The sequence below is a fragment of the Castellaniella sp. genome (assembly GCF_034675905.1).
Taxonomy (GTDB): Bacteria; Pseudomonadota; Gammaproteobacteria; order Burkholderiales; family Burkholderiaceae_B; genus Castellaniella.
This window is the reverse complement of sequence record NZ_JAUCCV010000002.1, coordinates 683,375-703,954: the sequence shown is the minus strand read 5'-3', so window position 1 is coordinate 703,954 and position 20,580 is coordinate 683,375. Positions and strand designations below refer to the sequence as shown.

The following is a 20,580-nucleotide window of genomic DNA, read 5'->3' as shown; positions in this document are numbered from 1 at the left end:
TCCATGGCGTTCTCTTGGTCCAAGACCTAGCAGATGGGGATGGCGGCGCTGAAGTTCAAGGGATGCCGGGGATGTTCCGATCCGGCAGGGGATATGAAAACAGCTCCTGCCCCTCAGGGGGCAAGAGCTGTCCGTCAAGCGTCCGGTGCGTCTGGAATGCTCAGTCGCCGTAGAGCTTTTGCCGCATTTCGCGGCGTTCTTGAGCTTCCAGCGAGAGCGTGGCCGTGGGCCGCGCCAGCAGGCGGGCGATGCCGATGGGTTCGCCGGTTTCTTCACACCAGCCGTATTCCCCGGCATCGATGCGGGAGATGGATTGCTGGACCTTTTTCAGCAGTTTCCGTTCGCGGTCCCGGGTACGCAGTTCCAGTGCGTGTTCTTCCTCGATGGTGGCGCGGTCGGCCGGGTCGGGGACATATTGGGTTTCACGCAGGTTTTCAGTGGTGGCGCCCGCATTGGTCAGGATTTCATGTTCGAGCTGGTGCAGGCGATCTCGGAAGAAGGCAAGCTGGGCGGCATTCATGTAGTCCTGTTCGGGCATCGCCAACAGTTCTTTTTCTGTCATGGTCTTGGGCGCGGATTTGGCGCTGGATTTGCTAGCCATGTTGTGTCCTTCCTTATTATGAGCCGGGGCCTGTCGTCCGCATCCCGAAAGTACAGCGGGGCAGCGTGGGGTGGGCGGTCAGGCCAGGCATTGTTCGAGCCCCTGAGTAAAGATGTCCTGAGGCAGTTTACGGCCGATGAACACCAGCCGGGTATTCGGTTTTTCACTGGCTTTCCAGGGGGCGCCGGGTTCGGCGCCCATCATCATGTGCACGCCCTGGAAGATCATGCGGCGGTTGATGCCCTTGATATAGAGGATGCCTTTGTAGCGCAGCAGGTCGGGGCCATAGACCTGGACGATGCCGCCCAGGAAGTCTTCCAGGCGCTCTGGATCAAAAGCCCGCTTGGATCGGAACACAAAGGCGCCGATGTCGTCGCTGTGATGGGCGTGGTGATGGTCATGGTGGTCATGCGTGCAGCCCGAGCCGCAGACATGGTCGTCTTCGTCATGATCGTGCTTGTGATCATGATCATGATCGTGGCCGTGGTGATCGTGGACTTCTTCTTCCGCCAGGAAGGCGGGGTCGATATTCAGGATCGCGTCCAGATCAAAGCCGCTGACGTCCAGCAGCGTATGCAGGTCGGTTTCGCCAAAATGCACGGGCGTGATCGAAGCGCGGGGATTGATGCGCACCAGACGGCTGCGCAGGGCTTCGTAGTCGGCCTCGTTGACCAGGTCTTTCTTGGAAATCAGGATGCGGTCGGCGAAGCCGACCTGGCGCTGCGCTTCTTCCTGGCGGTCCAGGGCGGCCATGCCGTGTTTGGCATCGACCACCGTGATGACGGCGTCCAGCCGATAGGTCTCGGCGATGTCGTCATCCATGAAAAAGGTCTGGCATACCGGCCCGGGGTTGGCCATGCCGGTGGTTTCGATGATGACGCGATCAAACCGGATGCCGCCATCTTTGCGGCGGGCGGCCAGATCGTGCAGGGTGCGGATCAGGTCGCCGCGCACCGTGCAGCAGACGCAGCCGTTGCTCAGTTCGACGATCTGCTCGTCGCGGTCTTGCACCAGCAGATCGTTGTCGATGTTTTCCTCGCCGAATTCGTTTTCGATAACGGCGATGCGCTGGCCATGGAATTCCGTCAGGATGCGGCGCAAGAGGGTGGTTTTGCCCGCCCCCAGAAATCCCGTCAGCACGGTGACGGGGATCATGGAATCAGGTGTTTGGGCAGGATTGGCAGCGTTCATGAATGACCTCGGATGCGATGCGCTGTCCCGGTGATGCCGTCTGCCGGAATGTCATACCGGCTTTGCGGTCCTTGTCAAGGGGTTCGAGCGATCAGCATGCGATTACATCATAGGCCGGGGTTTAGGGCAAACTTGATCGGGAACAAGCGCCGATTGGGCTGAGGCCTCAGCGCGTCCGGGTGGATGTGCGCGTCGCCTGGGCGGCCAGACGCCTGCCCCAGCGGGTGTGGGGCTGCGTCAGGGCGGCGATCATCGCCAGGATGCCCAGGGTCAGCAGTCCGCGCAGTACCAGGATCACCCAGATGTTGGCGCCCAGGGCCAGAATCAATAGAGTGTCTTCGATCAGCGCATGACATAGTGATAGCCAGGACAGGGCCAGCAGGCGCGTGCGGGGGCTGAAGTCCTCGCGCTCCGCGGCGTCGATGATCAGGGCGCCGCCATAGGCCAGGCCCAGCAGCACGCCCACGGTCGTCAGGGGGGCGGCGCGTTCTTCCAGACCGGACAGGCGCAGCACCGGGGTCAGCAGGCGGGTCACCAGGCGAGTGAAGCCCAGTCGTTCCAGCAAATCCAGCAGAATTACCATGCCGATGATCACGACCAGCACCAGCAGCAAGGATTGCAGCGTGGACAGCAGCCAGGTAATGACATCCGGCGGTCCCTGCGTCAGGCTTGCATCCTGGCCCATCCAGGCAAACGACACCGGGTCCTGCAGCAAGCCCAGCGCCTGGCATGTCCACGTTACGGCGGCGCCATACAGAATACCGACCACCAGCCGCAGTCCACCCGTGACCAGGGCGCTGGCGCCCGCGCGGCGGACGACGGATTGTTCGGTGGGGACATTGTGGGCGAACAGCATCATGGCGCCCAAGGCGCTGATCTGGGCCACGTTCATCTGCAGGCTGTCTGACAGCGCGGCCATCGAGGCCATGCCGCCGTAAATATTGGTGATGACCGTGGTGACCCAGATGATGCCGGCTTGCGGAGGCAGGCCCAGCAGGGCCATGGCGGGCGCCAGGGCTTCGCCCGCCAGCCGCACCAGGCCTACACGGTCTGCTATATAGACAATGACCATGACCGGCACCATGATGCGGGCGATGGTCATGAACATACGCGTGCTGCGCTGGCGGATGGTATTCAGATAGTGAAGCATCGTGAGACGGCCTCGGTGAACGAGACGCCGACTTTACAGGGAATAGTCCCTGATTGCCATGCAGCCGTCCTGCCTCTATTCTGGAAGCCTTCGAGATTCTTTATCTATATGTGGAACCCCATGACGCCTGCCGAGGACCTGGACCAGATCGATCGACTCATCCTGACGCATCTGCAGCAGGATGGCCGTATCAGCAACCAAGAACTCGCCCAGCGGGTCGATCTGTCGCCCAGCCCCTGCCTGCGGCGGGTCAAGCGTCTGGAAGAGCAGGGTTATATCCGCCGCTATGTTGCGCTGGCCGACCCGGAACGGCTGGGCCTGGGCTTGCTGGCCTATATATCCGTCCGTCTGGACAAAACCCACCGCGCCGAACACAGCGCGATCTCCGGTTTTGCCAAGGACGTGCAAGGCTGGCCCGAAGTCATGCAGTGCTATGCCATGTCCGGCGACATGGACTATCTGTTGCGCGTACAGGTGCCGGACCTGTCCGCCTTCTCACGCTTTGCCATGGATACGCTGATGCGCCACCCTGCCGTCGTGGATATCCGCAGCAGTTTCGCCTTGCAATCCATCAAAGAGACCACCGAACTGCCGGTCTCGCTATAAATTTTCCAAACGATTTGCGCACGTTTAAAAAAGCGTGCTATAGTTCGGTCTCTTCGCCGCTGGGCACCCAGGGTTAACCCTGAAATCCTCTGGTTTTAATCAGAGGCAAGCCAAGCAGAAGTCATTGATTTGTAGGTGAAAAGCCCGATTGATGACCGATGTTGGTGACGAAGATCCGGCTTCGGTTGGATGCAGTCAGGTTTGACATTGAAATGCAGATGTGTTTTAATGGCAGGCTCGACGAGAGGATGAAGATCTTCTGGTCAGATTGCTGGAAGGGTAGAGATTTCACCGGTTTACCGATGTTGATTTTCCCCCGACAGCGATTTGACAAGAACAAAAAACTTCTTCATAATCTCGTTTCTCTGCTTCACGCAGATTTGTTCTTTAAAAACTTAACAGCCGATAAGTGTGGGCGCTTGATAACAGGCAGCACAGCCCGGCAGTACGCTGATTCTCACGAATCGCGCATTGTTCGGAAATGCACACATGTTATACCAAGTGCTCACATAGATAGAAATGAAGAAGTAAGGTTTAAACCAAACTTAGTCATTTCTTTTGAGTGATGCATAGCGAACGTAGCTTTCCGTCCCTTCGGGGACAAGAAACTACGATTACAGGAATTAAACTGAAGAGTTTGATCCTGGCTCAGATTGAACGCTAGCGGGATGCTTTACACATGCAAGTCGAACGGCAGCACGAGAAAGCTTGCTTTCTTGGTGGCGAGTGGCGAACGGGTGAGTAATATATCGGAACGTGCCCAGTAGCGGGGGATAACTGGCCGAAAGGTCAGCTAATACCGCATACGCCCTACGGGGGAAAGGGGGGGATCGCAAGACCTCTCACTATTGGAGCGGCCGATATCAGATTAGCTAGTTGGTGGGGTAAAGGCCTACCAAGGCGACGATCTGTAGCTGGTTTGAGAGGACGACCAGCCACACTGGGACTGAGACACGGCCCAGACTCCTACGGGAGGCAGCAGTGGGGAATTTTGGACAATGGGGGAAACCCTGATCCAGCCATCCCGCGTGTGCGATGAAGGCCTTCGGGTTGTAAAGCACTTTTGGCAGGGAAGAAACGGCCTGGGATAATACCTTGGGCTAATGACGGTACCTGCAGAATAAGCACCGGCTAACTACGTGCCAGCAGCCGCGGTAATACGTAGGGTGCAAGCGTTAATCGGAATTACTGGGCGTAAAGCGTGCGCAGGCGGTTCGGAAAGAAAGGTGTGAAATCCCAGGGCTTAACCTTGGAACTGCACTTTTAACTACCGGGCTAGAGTACGTCAGAGGGGGGTAGAATTCCACGTGTAGCAGTGAAATGCGTAGAGATGTGGAGGAATACCGATGGCGAAGGCAGCCCCCTGGGATGATACTGACGCTCATGCACGAAAGCGTGGGGAGCAAACAGGATTAGATACCCTGGTAGTCCACGCCCTAAACGATGTCAACTAGCTGTTGGGGTTTATTAACCTTAGTAGCGCAGCTAACGCGTGAAGTTGACCGCCTGGGGAGTACGGTCGCAAGATTAAAACTCAAAGGAATTGACGGGGACCCGCACAAGCGGTGGATGATGTGGATTAATTCGATGCAACGCGAAAAACCTTACCTACCCTTGACATGTCTGGAATCCTTAAGAGATTAGGGAGTGCTCGCAAGAGAACCGGAACACAGGTGCTGCATGGCTGTCGTCAGCTCGTGTCGTGAGATGTTGGGTTAAGTCCCGCAACGAGCGCAACCCTTGCCATTAGTTGCTACATTTAGTTGAGCACTCTAATGGGACTGCCGGTGACAAACCGGAGGAAGGTGGGGATGACGTCAAGTCCTCATGGCCCTTATGGGTAGGGCTTCACACGTCATACAATGGTCGGGACAGAGGGATGCCAAGCCGCGAGGTGGAGCCAATCTCAGAAACCCGATCGTAGTCCGGATCGCAGTCTGCAACTCGACTGCGTGAAGTCGGAATCGCTAGTAATCGCGGATCAGCATGTCGCGGTGAATACGTTCCCGGGTCTTGTACACACCGCCCGTCACACCATGGGAGTGGGTTTCACCAGAAGTAGGTAGCCTAACCGCAAGGAGGGCGCTTACCACGGTGGGATTCATGACTGGGGTGAAGTCGTAACAAGGTAGCCGTATCGGAAGGTGCGGCTGGATCACCTCCTTTAAGAGCAAGCTTGTGTGCTTGTTGTTGTAGCGTCCACGCTTATCGGCTGTTGGTAGTACATGGTCTGAAGTCCAGGCCTGCAGTCACGCAGACTTAAGGGGTCAGTAGCTCAGTCGGTTAGAGCACCGTCTTGATAAGGCGGGGGTCGATGGTTCGAATCCATCTTGACCCACCACGGTTTTGCCGCCGGGCCGCCCCAAGGCAAAAGCGCCCCCTCGGGGGGCAGCAAGCCGCAGGCGCAGCGTGGGGGCATTTTCAGCGATAAGGCTGAAAACGGGGGATTAGCTCAGCTGGGAGAGCACCTGCTTTGCAAGCAGGGGGTCGTCGGTTCGATCCCGTCATCCTCCACCATTGCGGTGGGTCTGATGTGAATGCGGCAGGTGGACACGATCGATCAGTCAAGAATGTCTTGGGGCCTGTTATCAGGTGTTCAGGGCATTGCTGACTGAATGAACATCTTCGGGTGTTCAGGCAGTAGAAGTACCATGTTCTTTAACAATCTGGAAGAAGCACAACAATGTAAATATCATGAATCGACTTTATTGTCGATGATGGGTAATTTACGGGTTGTGATTGCAAAATCAATTGTTCAAATGTTCTTAAGATTCAAACAGAAGAAAATCCTATGGATTGGATTCTGGTTGGCCTTTAATGGAATTGAACGGCACAAACACGCGAAACTCATATTCCTATAACCTGCAAAGTTATAGGATCAAGCGAATAAGTGCATATGGTGGATGCCTTGGCGATTACAGGCGACGAAGGACGTTGTAGCCTGCGAAAAGCTGCGGGGAGCTGGCAAACAAGCTTTGATCCGCAGATGTCCGAATGGGGAAACCCACAGCAGCGATGCTGTACCGTACACTGAATACATAGGTGTACGGGGCGAACCGGGTGAACTGAAACATCTCAGTAGCTCGAGGAAAAGAAATCAACCGAGATTCCGGTAGTAGCGGCGAGCGAAACCGGATGAGCCTTGACGATTTAGCACTTCAATTAGTCGAATGATCTGGAAAGGTCAGCCGTAGCATGGTGATAGCCCTGTAGACGAAAATTGGAATGTGGAACTAAGCGTCAGACAAGTAGGGCGGGACACGTGAAATCCTGTCTGAACATGGGGGGACCATCCTCCAAGGCTAAATACTCGTAATCGACCGATAGTGAACCAGTACCGTGAGGGAAAGGCGAAAAGAACCCCGGAAGGGGAGTGAAATAGATCCTGAAACCGTATGCATACAAACAGTAGGAGCCTCCTTGTGGGGTGACTGCGTACCTTTTGTATAATGGGTCAGCGACTTACATTCAGTGGCAAGCTTAACCGAATAGGGAAGGCGTAGCGAAAGCGAGTCCGAATAGGGCGATTCAGTCGCTGGGTGTAGACCCGAAACCAGGCGATCTATCCATGGTCAGGTTGAAGGCACGGTAACACGTGCTGGAGGACCGAACCCACTAATGTTGAAAAATTAGGGGATGAACTGTGGATAGGGGTGAAAGGCTAAACAAGCCTGGAGATAGCTGGTTCTCTCCGAAAACTATTTAGGTAGTGCCTCACATGATTACTGCCGGGGGTAGAGCACTGTTATAGCTAGGGGGTCATGGCGACTTACCAACCTATGGCAAACTCCGAATACCGGCAAGTACAGTGTGGGAGACAGAGCACCGGGTGCTAACGTCCGGACTCAAGAGGGAAACAACCCAGACCGCCAGCTAAGGTCCCTAAAACGGGCTAAGTGGGAAACGAAGTGGGAAGGCATAGACAGTCAGGAGGTTGGCTTAGAAGCAGCCACCCTTTAAAGAAAGCGTAATAGCTCACTGATCGAGTCGTCCTGCGCGGAAGATGTAACGGGGCTCAAGCCAGTTACCGAAGCTGCGGGTGTGCAATTTATTGCACGCGGTAGGAGAGCGTTCTGTAAGCCTGCGAAGGCAGATCGAGAGGTCTGCTGGAGGTATCAGAAGTGCGAATGCTGACATGAGTAGCGATAAAGGGGGTGAAAAGCCCCCTCGCCGTAAGTCCAAGGTTTCCTGCGCAACGTTCATCGGCGCAGGGTGAGTCGGCCCCTAAGGCGAGGCAGAGATGCGTAGCTGATGGGAAGCTGGTTAATATTCCAGCACCGTCGTGAGATGCGATGGGGGGACGGATGGCTGCAAGATCATCGGGGTGTTGGATGTCCCCGTTGCTGCATCATAGAAGGCGCTTAGGTAAATCCGGGCGCGTAATTCAAGGGTGTGGCTGGACAGAGACTTAGGTCTCTGGACTGATCGGAAGTTGTCCCAGGAAAAGCCTCTAAGCTTCAGTCTCACGAGACCGTACCGCAAACCGACACAGGTGGACGGGATGAATATTCCAAGGCGCTTGAGAGAACTCAGGAGAAGGAACTCGGCAAATTGATACCGTAACTTCGGGAGAAGGTATGCCCTTGTAGTGTGAAGCGCCTGCGCGCTGAGCATGAAGGGGCCGCAGTGAATCGGTGGCTGCGACTGTTTATTAAAAACACAGCACTCTGCCAAGACGAAAGTCGACGTATAGGGTGTGACGCCTGCCCGGTGCCGGAAGGTTAAGTGATGGGGTGCAAGCTCTTGATCGAAGCCCCGGTAAACGGCGGCCGTAACTATAACGGTCCTAAGGTAGCGAAATTCCTTGTCGGGTAAGTTCCGACCTGCACGAATGGCGTAACGATGGCCACACTGTCTCCTCCTGAGACTCAGCGAAGTTGAAATGTTTGTGATGATGCAATCTACCCGCGGCTAGACGGAAAGACCCCATGAACCTTTACTGTAGCTTTGCATTGGATTGTGAACCGGCCTGTGTAGGATAGGTGGGAGGCGTTGAAACTGTGTCGCTAGATGCAGTGGAGCCAACCTTGAAATACCACCCTGGTCTGTTTGCGGTTCTAACCTTGGCCCGTTATCCGGGTTGGGGACAGTGCATGGTGGGCAGTTTGACTGGGGCGGTCTCCTCCTAAAGTGTAACGGAGGAGTACGAAGGTACGCTAGGTACGGTCGGAAATCGTGCTGATAGTGCAATGGCATAAGCGTGCTTGACTGTGAGACTGACAAGTCGAACAGGTGCGAAAGCAGGTCATAGTGATCCGGTGGTTCTGTATGGAAGGGCCATCGCTCAACGGATAAAAGGTACTCTGGGGATAACAGGCTGATACCGCCCAAGAGTTCATATCGACGGCGGTGTTTGGCACCTCGATGTCGGCTCATCTCATCCTGGGGCTGTAGCCGGTCCCAAGGGTATGGCTGTTCGCCATTTAAAGAGGTACGTGAGCTGGGTTTAAAACGTCGTGAGACAGTTTGGTCCCTATCTGCCGTGGGCGTTGGATACTTGACGGAGCCTGCTCCTAGTACGAGAGGACCGGAGTGGACGTACCGCTGGTGTATCGGTTGTCATGCCAATGGCATTGCCGAGTAGCTATGTACGGAAGAGATAAGCGCTGAAGGCATCTAAGCGCGAAACTCGTCTGAAGATTAGGTATCCCGGGGGCTTGACCCCCCTAAAGGGTCGTCCGAGACCAGGACGTTGATAGGCTGGGTGTGGAAGCGCAGTAATGCGTGCAGCTAACCAGTACTAATTGCCCGTGCGGCTTGATCCTATAACCTTGCAGGTTGGCCAATTGGCTGACTCCAAGCGAATAGAGGATCGTGTGTACGCCGATTTAATTGAAACGCCAAGAACAACCCAAACCGTGTGCCGCAAATCTGCTACAATGCAGCCCGTCCCAAAGACGGCGCATCAACAGCAGCATCGCTGCCACGTGTGCTTCTTCCAAATTGGTGGTCCAGTCCCAGACTGAACCACAACCAGTTATGCTTGACGACCATAGCAAGGTGGCCCCACTCCTTCCCTTCCCGAACAGGACAGTGAAACGCCTTCGCGCCGATGATAGTGGGTGGACACCTGTGAAAGTAGGTCATCGTCAGGCTTCTATACCGCAAAGCCCCTGCAGATATCCTCTGCAGGGGCTTTGTCCTTTGATGCGCCGGAAGGCTTTAGCCTCAGAAAAACAGTTAGAATGAAATCTACTTGAACAGCGGCGCGCCGGCGCCCCAGCAGGAGGTTTCATGACACAAGATGACGATACCCCCGGGACCGACAAAGGGCTGACGCAACGCCAGCTCATTCATTTGATGTATGCCTTGTTCGCGGCGGGGATTCTGTCAGCGGGAATTCTGGGGGCTGCGGCGATTGCCGCTGTCGTCCTGGCTTACCTGAAACGCGGCGATATGGTGGGGACGGTCTATGCCGGCCACATCGACTGGATCATCCGTACGTTCTGGTGGGGTTTGCTGTGGTTGGCGCTCAGTGCCGTCGCCACCGTGATCTTCATCGGCTTCGCCACGGGCGTGATCGCCATGATCTGGATCATCTATCGCCTGGCCAAGGGCTGGCTGGCGCATTGTGCGGGGGAAACCCCCCTGCCTGGTCTGTAGGCGGACGGCAGGACTAGCGACCGGTCGGATTGGATATCTGCCCGGCGCGGGTGATCGTGGGATCACCCGCCGTCAGGCCCTGGCGGGTCTGACGCGAATTCAACTTATTTCAGATGTTGGCTGACCAGCTTGGTCAGTTCGAACATCGACACCTGATCTTTGCCGAACAGAGGGCGCAGTTTGGCGTCCGCATTGATGTTGCGACGGTTTGCAGGGTCTTGCAGGTCGTGCTTCTTGATGTAGTCCCAAATGCGCTTGGTCACTTCGGTGCGGGGGACGGCGTCGTTGCCGATAACCGCAGCCAGGGTGGCGCTGGGCGTCAGGGGCTTCATGAAAGCCGCATTGGGCTTGCGCCCGGACTTTTCGGTGGTTGCCATGAATACAGGCTCCTACTTGATTGAGTGAATAGCCCCCGAAGCTTACCGCGTGTTTCCCCCAAAGACAAAGCAAAGCAGTGAAAAATATTTAAGGAACTCAGCCAGTGACTCAAGACACGACTTCGCCTGGGCTGCCCTCAGGCGCCGCAGCCGGCCCTCAGAGCCATGTGATGCAGCCCCACCAGGGCGGCGGCCCCAGGACTTTGACGCTGATCCGTCCTGACGATTGGCATCTGCATCTGCGCGACGGGGCCGTGCTGCAAAGCGTGGTTCTGGATTCCGCCCGGCAGTTCGGTCGTGCCATCATCATGCCGAACCTGAAGCCTCCCGTGGTGACGACGGTGGATGCGCAAGCCTATCGGGGCCGGATACTGGCGGCGCTGCGGCAGGCGGGGGCGCCGGAAGACAGCTTCGAGCCGCTGATGACCTTGTATCTGACCGACAGGACCGCACCCGATGAAATCCGCCGTGCGCGGGACTCGGGGTTTATCCACGGGGTGAAGCTGTATCCCGCCGGTGCGACGACGCATTCGGATGCCGGCGTGACGGATCTGTTGAAGCATTGCTGCGCCACGCTGGACGCCATGCAGGACTGTGGCATGCCCTTGCTGGTGCATGGAGAGGTCACGGACCCCGATGTCGATCTGTTCGACCGCGAGGCGGTCTTCATTGATCGGGTGATGCGGCCCTTGCGGCAGGCCTACCCGGCTCTGAAGGTCGTTTTCGAGCACCTGACGACGGCTGAGGGGGTGGCCTATGTGCGCGAGGCGCCCGGGCCGGTGGCGGCCACGATCACGGCCCACCATCTGCTGTACAACCGCAACGCCTTGTTCAAAGGCGGCTTGCGTCCGCACTGGTATTGCCTGCCGGTGCTCAAGCGCGAACGTCATCGTCTGGCGCTGCTGGATGCCGCGACCAGCGGCGAGGCGCGTTTCTTTCTGGGCACCGATAGCGCCCCGCACCCCAAGGGGGCGAAAGAGCAGGATTGCGGCTGTGCGGGCTGCTACACCGCCCGCCATGCCATGGCGCTGTATGCAACGGCATTTGATGCAGCGGGCCGTCTGGATCGCCTGGAGGCCTTCGCCAGCCTGAATGGGCCGGCTTTCTATGGCTTGCCGCCTAATGCAGCCACGCTGACGCTGGAGCAGGTGGCGGAGCAGATTCCGGCCACCCTGCCTTTGGCAGACGCCGAGGTCGTGCCGCTGGCGGCGGGGGAATCCCTGGCGTGGCGGCTGCGCGCCTAATCGCCGCGCTTGTCTTCCAGCGAGGTCCAGCGCTCGAACAGCGCGTCCATCTGTTCTGAGAGCGTTTGCAGGGCCTGCTGGATGCGCTCGGCTTCGTCTGCGCCGTCGCGGTACAGGTCCGGTGCGGACAAGGCAGCAGCCAGTTGCGCCTGTTCGGCTTCCAGCGCAGCGATCTGATCCGGCAATCCGGCCAGCTCGTCGGCCTCCCAGGGGGCCAGACGGCTCTTGCGCGTTTTGGCAGACGCATCGCCGGCAGCGGATGGCGCGCCGGGTTTGGCAGCAGCCGTGTCGGCCAGGGCGGTCTTGCGGGTATCGTCCGCCGGCGCCGGTGTGTTGCGCGGACGCTGAGCTTCCCATTCGGCATAGCCGCCCACGTATTCCTGCCAGTGTCCCCGGCCTTCAGCCGCGATGGTCTGGGTGACGACATTGTCCAGAAAGCTGCGGTCGTGGCTGACCAGCAGGACCGTGCCTGCATAGTCCTGCAGCAGGCTTTCAAGCAGTTCCAGGGTATCGATGTCCAGGTCGTTGGTGGGCTCGTCCAGCACCAGGATGTTATGGGCCTGGGCGAACATGCGGGCCAGGGCCAGGCGGGCGCGTTCACCGCCCGACAGACTGCTGACGGGGGAATGGGCGCGGGCGGCGGGGAACAGGAAGTCTTCCAGGTAGCTCATGACGTGCTTGCGCTGGCCGCCGATCTCCACCCATTCGCTGCCCGGGCTGATGGTGTCTGCCAGCGTGGCGGATTCATCCAGGCGGTCGCGCATCTGGTCAAAATAGCCGATGGATAGATTGGTGCCCAGGCGCACGGTTCCCTGGTCCGGCTGCAGTTCCCCCAGCAGGATGCGCAGCAGCGTGGTTTTGCCGGCGCCGTTGGGGCCGATCAGGCCGATCCGGTCGCCGCGCAGGATCAGGGTGCTGAAGTCGCGAATCAGCGGCTCGCCGCCGAAACCGTGCGTGACCTGTTGCAGTTCGGCCACCTGCTTGCCAGATCGTTGGCCGTCCGCCAGAGAAAAGCGGACCTGGCCCTGCTGGTCCCGGCGGGCGGTGCGTTCGCGGCGCAGGGCCTCCAGGCGTCGCACGCGGCCCTCGTTGCGGGTGCGGCGGGCCTCGACGCCTTTGCGGATCCAGACTTCTTCCTGGGACAGCATTTTGTCGAAGCGGGCATTGGCTTGCTGTTCGGCTTCCAGCCATTGGGCCTTGCGGGCCTGCCAGGCGGAAAAATTTCCCGGAAAGCTGAGCAGCTGGCCGCGGTCCAGCTCGATGATGCGGGTGGCCACGGCGTCCAGAAAGCGACGGTCGTGGGTGATCAGCACGATGGTCAGGCGGGAAGCGGCCAGCAGGCCTTCCAGCCAAGCGATGCCGTTGAAGTCCAAGTGGTTGGTGGGTTCATCCAGCAAGAGCAGGTCGGGTTCCTCGACCAGGGCGCGGGCCAGAGCGACCCGTTTGCGGGTGCCGCCCGACAGGCCTGCAATCAGCAGATCGGGATCCAGGCCCAGCGTGTCGATCAGGGATGCGGCGCGCGCGCCGCGCGCCCAGTCTTCAGAGGCCAGCATGTCGCCCTGGAGCACCTGCTGGACCGTCTGGTCTTCCGGCAGGATGGGCTCTTGTTCGACGGTAGCGATGCGCAGGCCCTTTTGCCGGCGGATCTCGCCGTCGTCCAGCTGGGTGCGACCGTCCAGAATGCGCAGCAGAGAGGATTTGCCCGCGCCATTGCGGCCGATCAGGCCAATGCGTTCGCCCTGCAGCAAGGCCAGATCGGCATGGTCGAGCAAGGGATGGTGGCCATAGGCCAGCTGAGCCTGGGTCAGGGCAAGAATCGTATCGGGCATGGAATCGGTGCGAACGTCGGGGAAATCGGAGTCGAGCCGGGCGTTGGTCAGAAAGCCGTCATATCGCCAGGGGTCAGGCTCTATTGTCGCAGTTTGAGGCGGCCATTGCCCGGGCATCGGTCTGCATGCAGCGGGCCTCGGGCTTGCCGTACAATGCCGGGGCGGGGCAGATCGGGCAATCGCGGTGTCTAGGCATCGAGGAAGGTCCGGACTCCATCGGGCGCGATAGCGGCTAACGGCCGTCCGGCGACCCCTACGGGGCAAGCTGAGGAATAGGGCCACAGAGACGAGTCTGCTACGCGGGTGCTGCTTTCGGGCGGCACTCCGGTACGGCGACTCCGTACTGCCTGTCGGCTTGTCCGCACAGGGCGTGGCAGGGTGAAACGCGGCAACCTCTATCGGGAGCAACATCAAATAGGCATGCGCCGGCTTCGTGCCGACAGGGCGGCCCGCCCGAGCATGCGGGTAGATGGCTAGAGCAGTCCAGCAATGGCCTGCCCAGAGGAATGATTGCCCGCCGGGGCGACCCGGCGTACAAAATCCGGCCTACAGATCTGTTCCGCTTCTTTTTTGCCGCAGCGCCATGAGGGCGTCCGTATAGGGAATTATGCGCATACGGACGCTGCGCACGCTGTGATACTCTGAAGCACCTTTCGAACCGACGGCCTGTGCGGATGCACTCGCCAGGTACGCCGGCCGGATTCCTTGTGGAAATCCAGCAGGAGACATCGGTGACAGATTCGACAGCAACGTCCCTGTCGGGGACGGACGCCAATCAGCAACATCCGCTGCTTGAAGTCCGTGATCTGGCGAAAAGCTTTGGCGGCCTGCGGGCCGTGGATCATTGTTCCTTCCAGGTGGAACGCGGCACCATCACCGGCTTGATCGGTCCCAATGGCGCGGGCAAGACCACCGTATTCAACCTGATCACCGGCTTCATTCCGCCCGATTCAGGGCGTATTTTGCTGGATGGCCAGGATATCGCTCATCTGCGCCCCGACCAGATATTCGCTCGCGGCCTGTGCCGCACTTTCCAGATCCCACGCGAACACGGCACCATGAGCGTCCTGGAAAACCTGTTGCTGGTGCCGCCGGGGCAATCGGGCGAACGCTGGTGGAACGCGATGTTCCGTCCGGGGCAGGTGCAGGCCGAAGAATCCCGCCATCTGCACAAGGCGCGCGAAGTCCTGGAATATCTGCAGCTGACCCATGTTCAACATGAATATGCGGCCAATTTATCCGGCGGCCAGAAAAAGCTGCTGGAAATGGGGCGGATGCTGATGGCCGATCCGCAGATCATTTTGCTGGACGAACCCGCTGCCGGGGTCAATCGCACTCTATTGCAAAGCATCATTGCCAATATCCAGTCTCTGGTCCGGGACCGCGGCATTACGTTCCTGCTGATCGAGCACGATATGAACATGGTCATGAGTCTTTGCGATCCGGTGGTCGTCATGAGCGAAGGCCGCAAGCTGGCCGAGGGCGATCCCGCCTCCGTGCGCAACAATCAGGCGGTGCTGGAAGCTTATCTGGGGGGGCAATATGCCGCTGCTGCAGGTTGATGCCGTCACGGCAGGGTACGGAGACACCGAGATCCTGCGCGGCCTGTCACTCGTCGTCGAGGCCGATGAGGTCGTATCCATCATCGGCCCCAACGGGGCCGGTAAATCCACATTGATGAAGACCGTGTTCGGCCTGCTGCACCCACGTCAGGGGTCGATACACTTCGATGGTCATGACATCACCCAGGTGGCGCCGCACCGGATCGTGCGCCTGGGCATGTGCTATGTGCCCCAGGTCGCCAATGTCTTCACGTCGCTGACCGTGGAAGAAAACCTGGAAATGGGGGCGTTCCCCTTGGGGGCGGCCGATCTCAGTCAGCACAAGGATCGTGTCTACGACATGTTTCCAAAGCTGCGCCAGCGCCGGCGGCAGCTGGCCGGCAAGATGTCGGGCGGCGAAAGGCAGATGGTGGCGATGGGCAGCGCCTTGATGATGAATCCCAAATTGCTGCTGCTCGATGAGCCGACCGCTGCTTTGTCTCCCAAACTCGTCGATGAAATTTTTGAACGCATTGCGCGCATCAACGAGGCCGGCATCGGCGTCCTGATGGTCGAACAAAATGCCCGGCAGTCCCTGAGCATGGCGCATCGCGGCTATGTCCTGGCCAATGGCGAAAACCGTCACGAGGGTTCCGGGCGCGACCTGCTCGACGACCCCAATGTCGGGCGTCTCTATCTTGGGGGGTGATTCGATGGTCGATACAGCACAATCCGCAGTACCCGGCATATCCCCGGAAGATACCGATACCGCCGTCGTCGATGCGCGCGACTCCGGCGGCGCGCGCAGCAGCCGTTTTGTCGGAGGCGTCCTGGCGCTGGTCCTGGCGGGCATGTGGATCGCCGGCTGGCTCTCGGGCACCAGCGCCCAGGAAATGTTGTCCCTGACGGCATGGGGGGTGATGCTGGGCGGCATCATCGCCCTGGGGGGCATCGGCCTGACTCTGTGCTACGGGGTTTTGAAATTTCCCAATTTCGCTCACGGCGAATTCCTGACGCTGGGGGCTTATGTCACCTATGGGATGGTGCTGGTCCTGCCGCAGTCCAATCCGATCTGGCGGTTTTCCTTTGGATGGGAATTGCTGATCGGGCTGTTGTTGGCGGCCGTCGTCACGGCTGCGGTGGCGATTGTGATCGACCGCTGGCTGTATCGCCCCTTGCGCAGACACCAGTCGCCGCTGGTGTTGCTGGCCATGGCGTCGCTGGGCATGGAATTCCTGCTGCGCGGCATCGTCTATCTGATCTGGGGATCGGATTTCCACTTTTACTATTCGGGGAGATCCAACCCGGCCCTGTCCCTGCCCCTGGGATTGCGCTTGCAGGCCGACCAGCTATTCGTTTTTGCCCTGGCGCTGGTCCTGGTGGTGCTGCTGTATTGGATGTTGACGCGCACGCGCATCGGCAAGGCCATGCGGGCGACCGCCGACAACCCGGACCTGGCTCAGGTGCGCGGCATCAATACGGAACAGGTCATCGCCTGGACCTGGGCCATCGGCGCCGGCCTGGCGGCCGTCGGCGGCGTCATGTACGGCCTGGCGTCGCAGATGCGCCCGGACATGGGTTTCGTCTTGTTGTTGCCGCTGTTTGCCGCCGTCATCATGGGCGGGATCGGCAGCGCCTGGGGGGCCTTGGTGGGCGCCATCATCATCGGCATCGCCATGCAGCTGACCTCCGCCTTCCTGAATCCGGCCTACGGACCTGCGGTCGCCTTCGTCCTGATGGTGCTGGTGCTGCTGATGCGGCCCCAGGGCCTGTTCGCTCAACGCTAGGAGCACGCGTCATGGACTCTCTGCATCTGCTAAAAGCCTGCTTCCTGCTGGTCCCCGCTTTTTTGCTGGGATGCCTGCTGTTTTCCCATTGGCGTTGGCCGGTGCGGCTGCTGGCGGCGCTGGCCCTGGGGTGTGTCCTGGCGTTCGGCATTGCCGGGTGGCTGCCGGGCATCATGGATTACCTGGTGTCGTTCAGCATCATGGCGATCATCTACTCGATTCTGTCCTTGGGTCTGAACGCGCAATGGGGATATAACGGCCATCTGAATTTCGGGATTGCGGGTTTCTTCGCCGTGGGGGCGTTCACCATGGCCTTGTTCGTCATGTCGCCGCCGGCCGGGGCGATGGCGGCGTATGCGCAGCAATGGTTCGGTCTGGACGCTCCTTTCCTGGTAGGGGTGGCGGCGGCCGGCATCATGGCAGGGGTCGTGGGCTATCTGATCGCCCAGCCGATTTTGCATCTGCGCGCCGACTTTCTGGCGATCGCCACCCTGGGTATCGCCGAGATCATCCGGCTGATCTTTCAGAATGAGCGCTGGCTGGCCAATGGACCGCAACCGCTGTCGGGCATCACCCAGCCCCTGACCTGCGTCTTTGATGCGGACGGCTGCAGCTGGCTGCCTGCCTTCGTGGGCCAGGCGCTGTCGGCCATGCAGCCCAGAGACTACAGCTATCTATACCTGGTGATCGTCACGCTATGCTTGGCAGTGGTGTATATCGTCCTGGAAGCCATGGTGCGATCCCCCTGGGGGCGGGCGCTGCGCGCAGTCCGCGACGAGGAAGACTCCGCCGCCATGAACGGCAAGCACGTCAAATCCCTGCGGGTGCAGTCCTTTGTGCTGGGCGCCGTGGTCATCGGTGTGGCAGGCGCCTTGTATGCGCCTTATATGGTGACGATCGACTACAGCCACTTCAAACCCTTGTTCGCGACTTTCCTGGTCTGGGTGATGCTTATGCTGGGGGGCAGCGGCAACAACAAGGGGGCCATTCTGGGGGCTTTCGTCATCTGGGCCGTCTGGAGCGGCACGGGCTTCGTCACGGATTACCTGCAGGTCGCCCTGCAGGGGGTCGCGCCCGATGTCGCTTCCCGCATGGCCTTCCTGCGCTGGGCGTTCGTCGGCTTGCTGCTGGCGTTGATCGTGCTGTATCGGCCACAAGGCATCCTGCCCGAGAAAAAACGCGTGTCCCGGTTCCTGAAGGACGTGCCCGAGGATTGATCGTCACCCCGCCTTGCGGAAAGTGAAATTGATGCGCTGGCTGCCCAGCAGCGCATGAGGTTCGTCTTTGAGCGGCAGCACGCCGTGATAGCGCAGCCGGTCGACCCCGCCCCATACTGTCACGTCGCCGTGATGCAGCGGTACCTTGACGGTGGGGGCGTTGCGCGCATGGCCGCCGAACAGAAACCTTGCCGGCATCCCCAGCGAGACGGACACAATGGGCGCGTCGTAGTCGCGTTCATTCTTGTCCTGATGCAATGAAAGCCGGTTGCCGGGCAGGTACCGATTGATCAGGCAGGCATCGGGTTCGAAATCGTCGAAACCCGCAGCCGTTGCCGCCCTGTTCGCCAGCCTGGCGAATACCTCTGGCATGATCGGCCAAGGGGCGCCCGTGTCGGGGTCGATGCGGGTATAGCGGTAGCCGCGCCGGTCGCTGGTCCATCCCTGGGCGCCACAGTTTGTCAGCGCCACCGACATGGTGAAGCCGCCGGGCGTCACCATCAGCCGAAACGGCGACTGCTGGCAGATGATGTCCAGGGCGGGTATAAGCGCTGGCACATCCGGCAGGGCGAATCCGCGCAGCACGATGGCGGCAGGCCCCAGGCGCTGATCCAGATTCTGTTCTGTGGCCTCGAAAAGATCGAGCGTATGCATGCTGGTTCCGTGTCGCGAAGCGTCAAGACCAAAGGAAAAGGTCTGAATCCGGTGAGAGATCGGATTCAGACCCTGGCCTCTTGGCGCCCGCCGCCCGATGGCTTTGGTTCAGCTCATGGTGCGGCGGGCTGTGTTGCAGAACGCCTTCAGGCGGCGGGGATGTCTTTGGCAGCCACCATCTTGACGGTCTCGATCTTGTCGCCGGTGTATTTCCAGATGTTGACTGGCGTGATGACGTCGCCGTTCTTGTCGAAATCGCAAGGGCCGGCCACCCCGTTGTAGTTGATCTTTTTCTTGTCCTTCAGCGCTTGCAGCATGGCAGTGACCCGGGCCTGGTCGCCGCCGTCGATCATATCCCCAGGGGGGTTGGCGACCTTGCGCAATTCGTCGCGCAGGACCGTGCCGGTGATCTTCGACGCGTCGCTGGCTCCGCCGGCGACGGCTGCCGCCATGGCCAGCCCCGCCACCATGCCGGCATCATAGGAGCAGGTGGTGAACGGCGGGAAGTGGTCGTATTTGTAGGTTTCCAGGAAGGTCTTGGAGAAATCCTTGTAGGACTGCGTGCTGGTGTCTTCGCCGGGGGCCGTGCCATAGAGGCCGTCCATGTTTTGCACGCCGACTTCCTTGATGATGTCGACGCTGGCGTTGCCATCGGTGAATTGCCATTTGGTGAAGCTGAAGGTATCGCGGGATTCTTTGCAGATCGCGATGGTGTGCGCCGGGTAGCTGACGATCAGCAGCAGATCGGGTTTGTCCTTCAGCGCCTGGGACAGCATGGATTTATAGGTGGGCTGGACTTCTTCGGGGTGGGGGACCTGTGCCAGGACCGTGCCGCCGCGTTTTTGGAAGGCATTGGCGAAGGCGTGGGACAGACCCTGTCCGTAGGGGTTGTTGATATAGATGGTGGAGACGCGTTTGAATTTGTAGTTGGGATCGATTTCGCCGTTGACGAACTGGGCGGCCACGACCCCCTGCATGGCATCGGATGCGCTGGTGCGAAACAGCAGATCGGCCTTGGCGTCGGCAGGCAGTACGCTGACCAGCGGCGAAGTCGTGCCGTTGCCGATCTGCAGCACGCCGGACGGGATGGAGACAGACGTGGCGATGGCGACGGTGACCCCGCTGGACCAGCCGTTGATGATGACTGGCGTGTGCTGGGTGTCGACCATTTGCCGGGCTGCCTGAACGCCGACGGTGGGCAGCGTCGCGCTATCGGCCGTGACGTGATTGGCGATGATGGGGCCGCCGAAGACTTCTTTGGCCGCCGTGTTGATCTGGTTGACCGCCAGTCCGACCGCGTCGCGGTAATAGGGGCCGAATTCAGCTGCAGAGCCTGTCATGGGCAGGACCTGCCCCAGATTGATGGCGGGCGGTGCGCCCGCAGCCAGGGCGCGGGAAAACGGCAAGGTGTTGCTAAGTACCAGCGTGCCGCCGGCGGCCCCCAGCGTGAACAGGAACTGGCGGCGGGATGCGGGGTGGGACGGGTGATCCGACATGAGGGAACTCCTTTTGGTTGGCTAGCACAAGTCAGGCAAACACGAAGAAGGCTCGGATGCTTTCGAGTCTGGCACCTGGGGTGCCGATACAGCAGCTCTCGGGAGAGCCTTGTTTCATTACATCGGCTGGCCTGTTGCATGTCAATCGGGGATTGGCGCAGGTTTTTGATACCACCGGGCCGGCATTGAATCGCCCCTTGCTCATAAAGGACATTCAGTTTGTTTTGCAATGTATTGATTTTTCAGATGTTTATTTCTGGGGAAAATGTCGATAACAGTTGTAA

The 20,580-nt window shown here is 59.4% G+C and carries 14 protein-coding genes, 2 tRNA genes, 3 rRNA genes and 1 other RNA gene; 13 read left to right on the top strand and 7 right to left on the bottom strand.

Translation table 11 applies throughout. The features are described 5' to 3' along the window. Window positions 1–160 precede the first annotated feature (160 nt). From dksA to VDP79_RS04415, 3 genes are all read right to left on the bottom strand, one after another. Window positions 161–601, bottom strand: a complete 441-nt coding sequence (gene dksA / locus VDP79_RS04425; RefSeq protein ID WP_323016990.1) for an RNA polymerase-binding protein DksA — start codon at window positions 599–601, stop codon at window positions 161–163. A gap of 78 nt (window positions 602–679) precedes the next feature. Continuing rightward, window positions 680–1,792 (bottom strand): GTP-binding protein, encoded by a 1,113-nt coding sequence (locus VDP79_RS04420; RefSeq protein ID WP_323016989.1) that lies wholly within the window; start codon window positions 1,790–1,792, stop codon window positions 680–682. Window positions 1,793–1,958: 166 nt separating this feature from the next. Then, entirely contained in the window at window positions 1,959–2,942 is a 984-nt protein-coding gene (locus tag VDP79_RS04415) for a nucleoside recognition domain-containing protein (protein ID WP_323016988.1), read from the bottom strand. 120 nt (window positions 2,943–3,062) lie between these two features. On the opposite strand from VDP79_RS04415, the gene VDP79_RS04410 reads away from it, so the two are divergent. The 7 genes from VDP79_RS04410 (at window position 3,063) to VDP79_RS04380 (ending at window position 10,151) form a co-directional block, all read left to right on the top strand. Further along, window positions 3,063–3,548 (top strand): Lrp/AsnC family transcriptional regulator, encoded by a 486-nt coding sequence (locus VDP79_RS04410; protein ID WP_323016987.1) that lies wholly within the window; start codon window positions 3,063–3,065, stop codon window positions 3,546–3,548. A gap of 625 nt (window positions 3,549–4,173) precedes the next feature. Beyond that, window positions 4,174–5,714 (top strand): 16S ribosomal RNA (locus VDP79_RS04405). 98 nt (window positions 5,715–5,812) lie between these two features. Beyond that, window positions 5,813–5,889, top strand: a tRNA-Ile gene (locus tag VDP79_RS04400). A gap of 100 nt (window positions 5,890–5,989) precedes the next feature. Further along, window positions 5,990–6,065: transfer RNA gene (locus tag VDP79_RS04395), tRNA-Ala, on the top strand. 359 nt (window positions 6,066–6,424) lie between these two features. Beyond that, window positions 6,425–9,313, top strand: a 23S ribosomal RNA gene (locus VDP79_RS04390). A gap of 217 nt (window positions 9,314–9,530) precedes the next feature. Beyond that, window positions 9,531–9,643 (top strand): 5S ribosomal RNA (gene rrf / locus VDP79_RS04385). The 16S, 23S and 5S rRNA genes sit together here with 2 tRNA genes alongside, the layout of an rRNA operon. Window positions 9,644–9,782: 139 nt before the next feature. Continuing rightward, the gene (locus tag VDP79_RS04380) at window positions 9,783–10,151 is read left to right on the top strand and encodes a hypothetical protein (RefSeq protein ID WP_323016986.1); all 369 of its coding nucleotides are present in this window, start codon (window positions 9,783–9,785) and stop codon (window positions 10,149–10,151) included. A gap of 104 nt (window positions 10,152–10,255) precedes the next feature. Here the strand turns inward: VDP79_RS04380 and VDP79_RS04375 are convergent, their stop codons facing one another. Further along, entirely contained in the window at window positions 10,256–10,528 is a 273-nt protein-coding gene (locus tag VDP79_RS04375; RefSeq protein WP_323016985.1) for an SWIB/MDM2 domain-containing protein, read from the bottom strand. Window positions 10,529–10,698: 170 nt separating this feature from the next. Here VDP79_RS04375 and pyrC point away from each other — a divergent pair, with 170 nt between their 5' ends. Beyond that, window positions 10,699–11,772 (top strand): dihydroorotase, encoded by a 1,074-nt coding sequence (pyrC, locus tag VDP79_RS04370; protein WP_323016984.1) that lies wholly within the window; start codon window positions 10,699–10,701, stop codon window positions 11,770–11,772. On the opposite strand, the gene VDP79_RS04365 is transcribed toward pyrC, so the two are convergent. Then, complete coding sequence (locus VDP79_RS04365; protein ID WP_323016983.1) at window positions 11,769–13,601, bottom strand: ABC-F family ATP-binding cassette domain-containing protein; 1,833 nt, start codon at window positions 13,599–13,601, stop codon at window positions 11,769–11,771. The two genes, pyrC and VDP79_RS04365, sit on opposite strands and share 4 nt — an antisense overlap. A 163-nt stretch (window positions 13,602–13,764) precedes the next feature. Between VDP79_RS04365 and rnpB the strand changes: the two genes are divergently transcribed. The 5 genes from rnpB (at window position 13,765) to VDP79_RS04340 (ending at window position 18,146) form a co-directional block, all read left to right on the top strand. Continuing rightward, window positions 13,765–14,166: RNase P RNA component class A (gene rnpB, locus VDP79_RS04360), an RNA gene on the top strand. Window positions 14,167–14,332: 166 nt separating this feature from the next. Continuing rightward, the gene (locus tag VDP79_RS04355; protein ID WP_323016982.1) at window positions 14,333–15,163 is read left to right on the top strand and encodes an ABC transporter ATP-binding protein; all 831 of its coding nucleotides are present in this window, start codon (window positions 14,333–14,335) and stop codon (window positions 15,161–15,163) included. Continuing rightward, the gene (locus VDP79_RS04350; RefSeq protein ID WP_323016981.1) at window positions 15,144–15,851 is read left to right on the top strand and encodes an ABC transporter ATP-binding protein; all 708 of its coding nucleotides are present in this window, start codon (window positions 15,144–15,146) and stop codon (window positions 15,849–15,851) included. Before VDP79_RS04355 ends, VDP79_RS04350 begins: the two co-directional genes overlap by 20 nt. A gap of 4 nt (window positions 15,852–15,855) precedes the next feature. Further along, window positions 15,856–16,929, top strand: a complete 1,074-nt coding sequence (locus VDP79_RS04345; protein WP_323016980.1) for a branched-chain amino acid ABC transporter permease — start codon at window positions 15,856–15,858, stop codon at window positions 16,927–16,929. 11 nt (window positions 16,930–16,940) lie between these two features. Further along, the gene (locus tag VDP79_RS04340) at window positions 16,941–18,146 is read left to right on the top strand and encodes a branched-chain amino acid ABC transporter permease (protein ID WP_323016979.1); all 1,206 of its coding nucleotides are present in this window, start codon (window positions 16,941–16,943) and stop codon (window positions 18,144–18,146) included. A 3-nt stretch (window positions 18,147–18,149) separates the two neighbouring features. Here the strand turns inward: VDP79_RS04340 and alkB are convergent, their stop codons facing one another. Both alkB and VDP79_RS04330 read right to left on the bottom strand, forming a co-directional pair. Further along, window positions 18,150–18,800 carry a DNA oxidative demethylase AlkB gene (alkB, locus tag VDP79_RS04335; RefSeq protein WP_323016978.1) on the bottom strand — a complete coding sequence of 217 codons (651 nt, stop codon included), beginning with the start codon at window positions 18,798–18,800 and terminating at the stop codon, window positions 18,150–18,152. Between the two features lie 146 nt (window positions 18,801–18,946). Next, window positions 18,947–20,296, bottom strand: coding sequence for an ABC transporter substrate-binding protein (locus VDP79_RS04330; protein ID WP_323016977.1), 1,350 nt, complete (start codon window positions 20,294–20,296; stop codon window positions 18,947–18,949). Window positions 20,297–20,580: the final 284 nt, after the last annotated feature.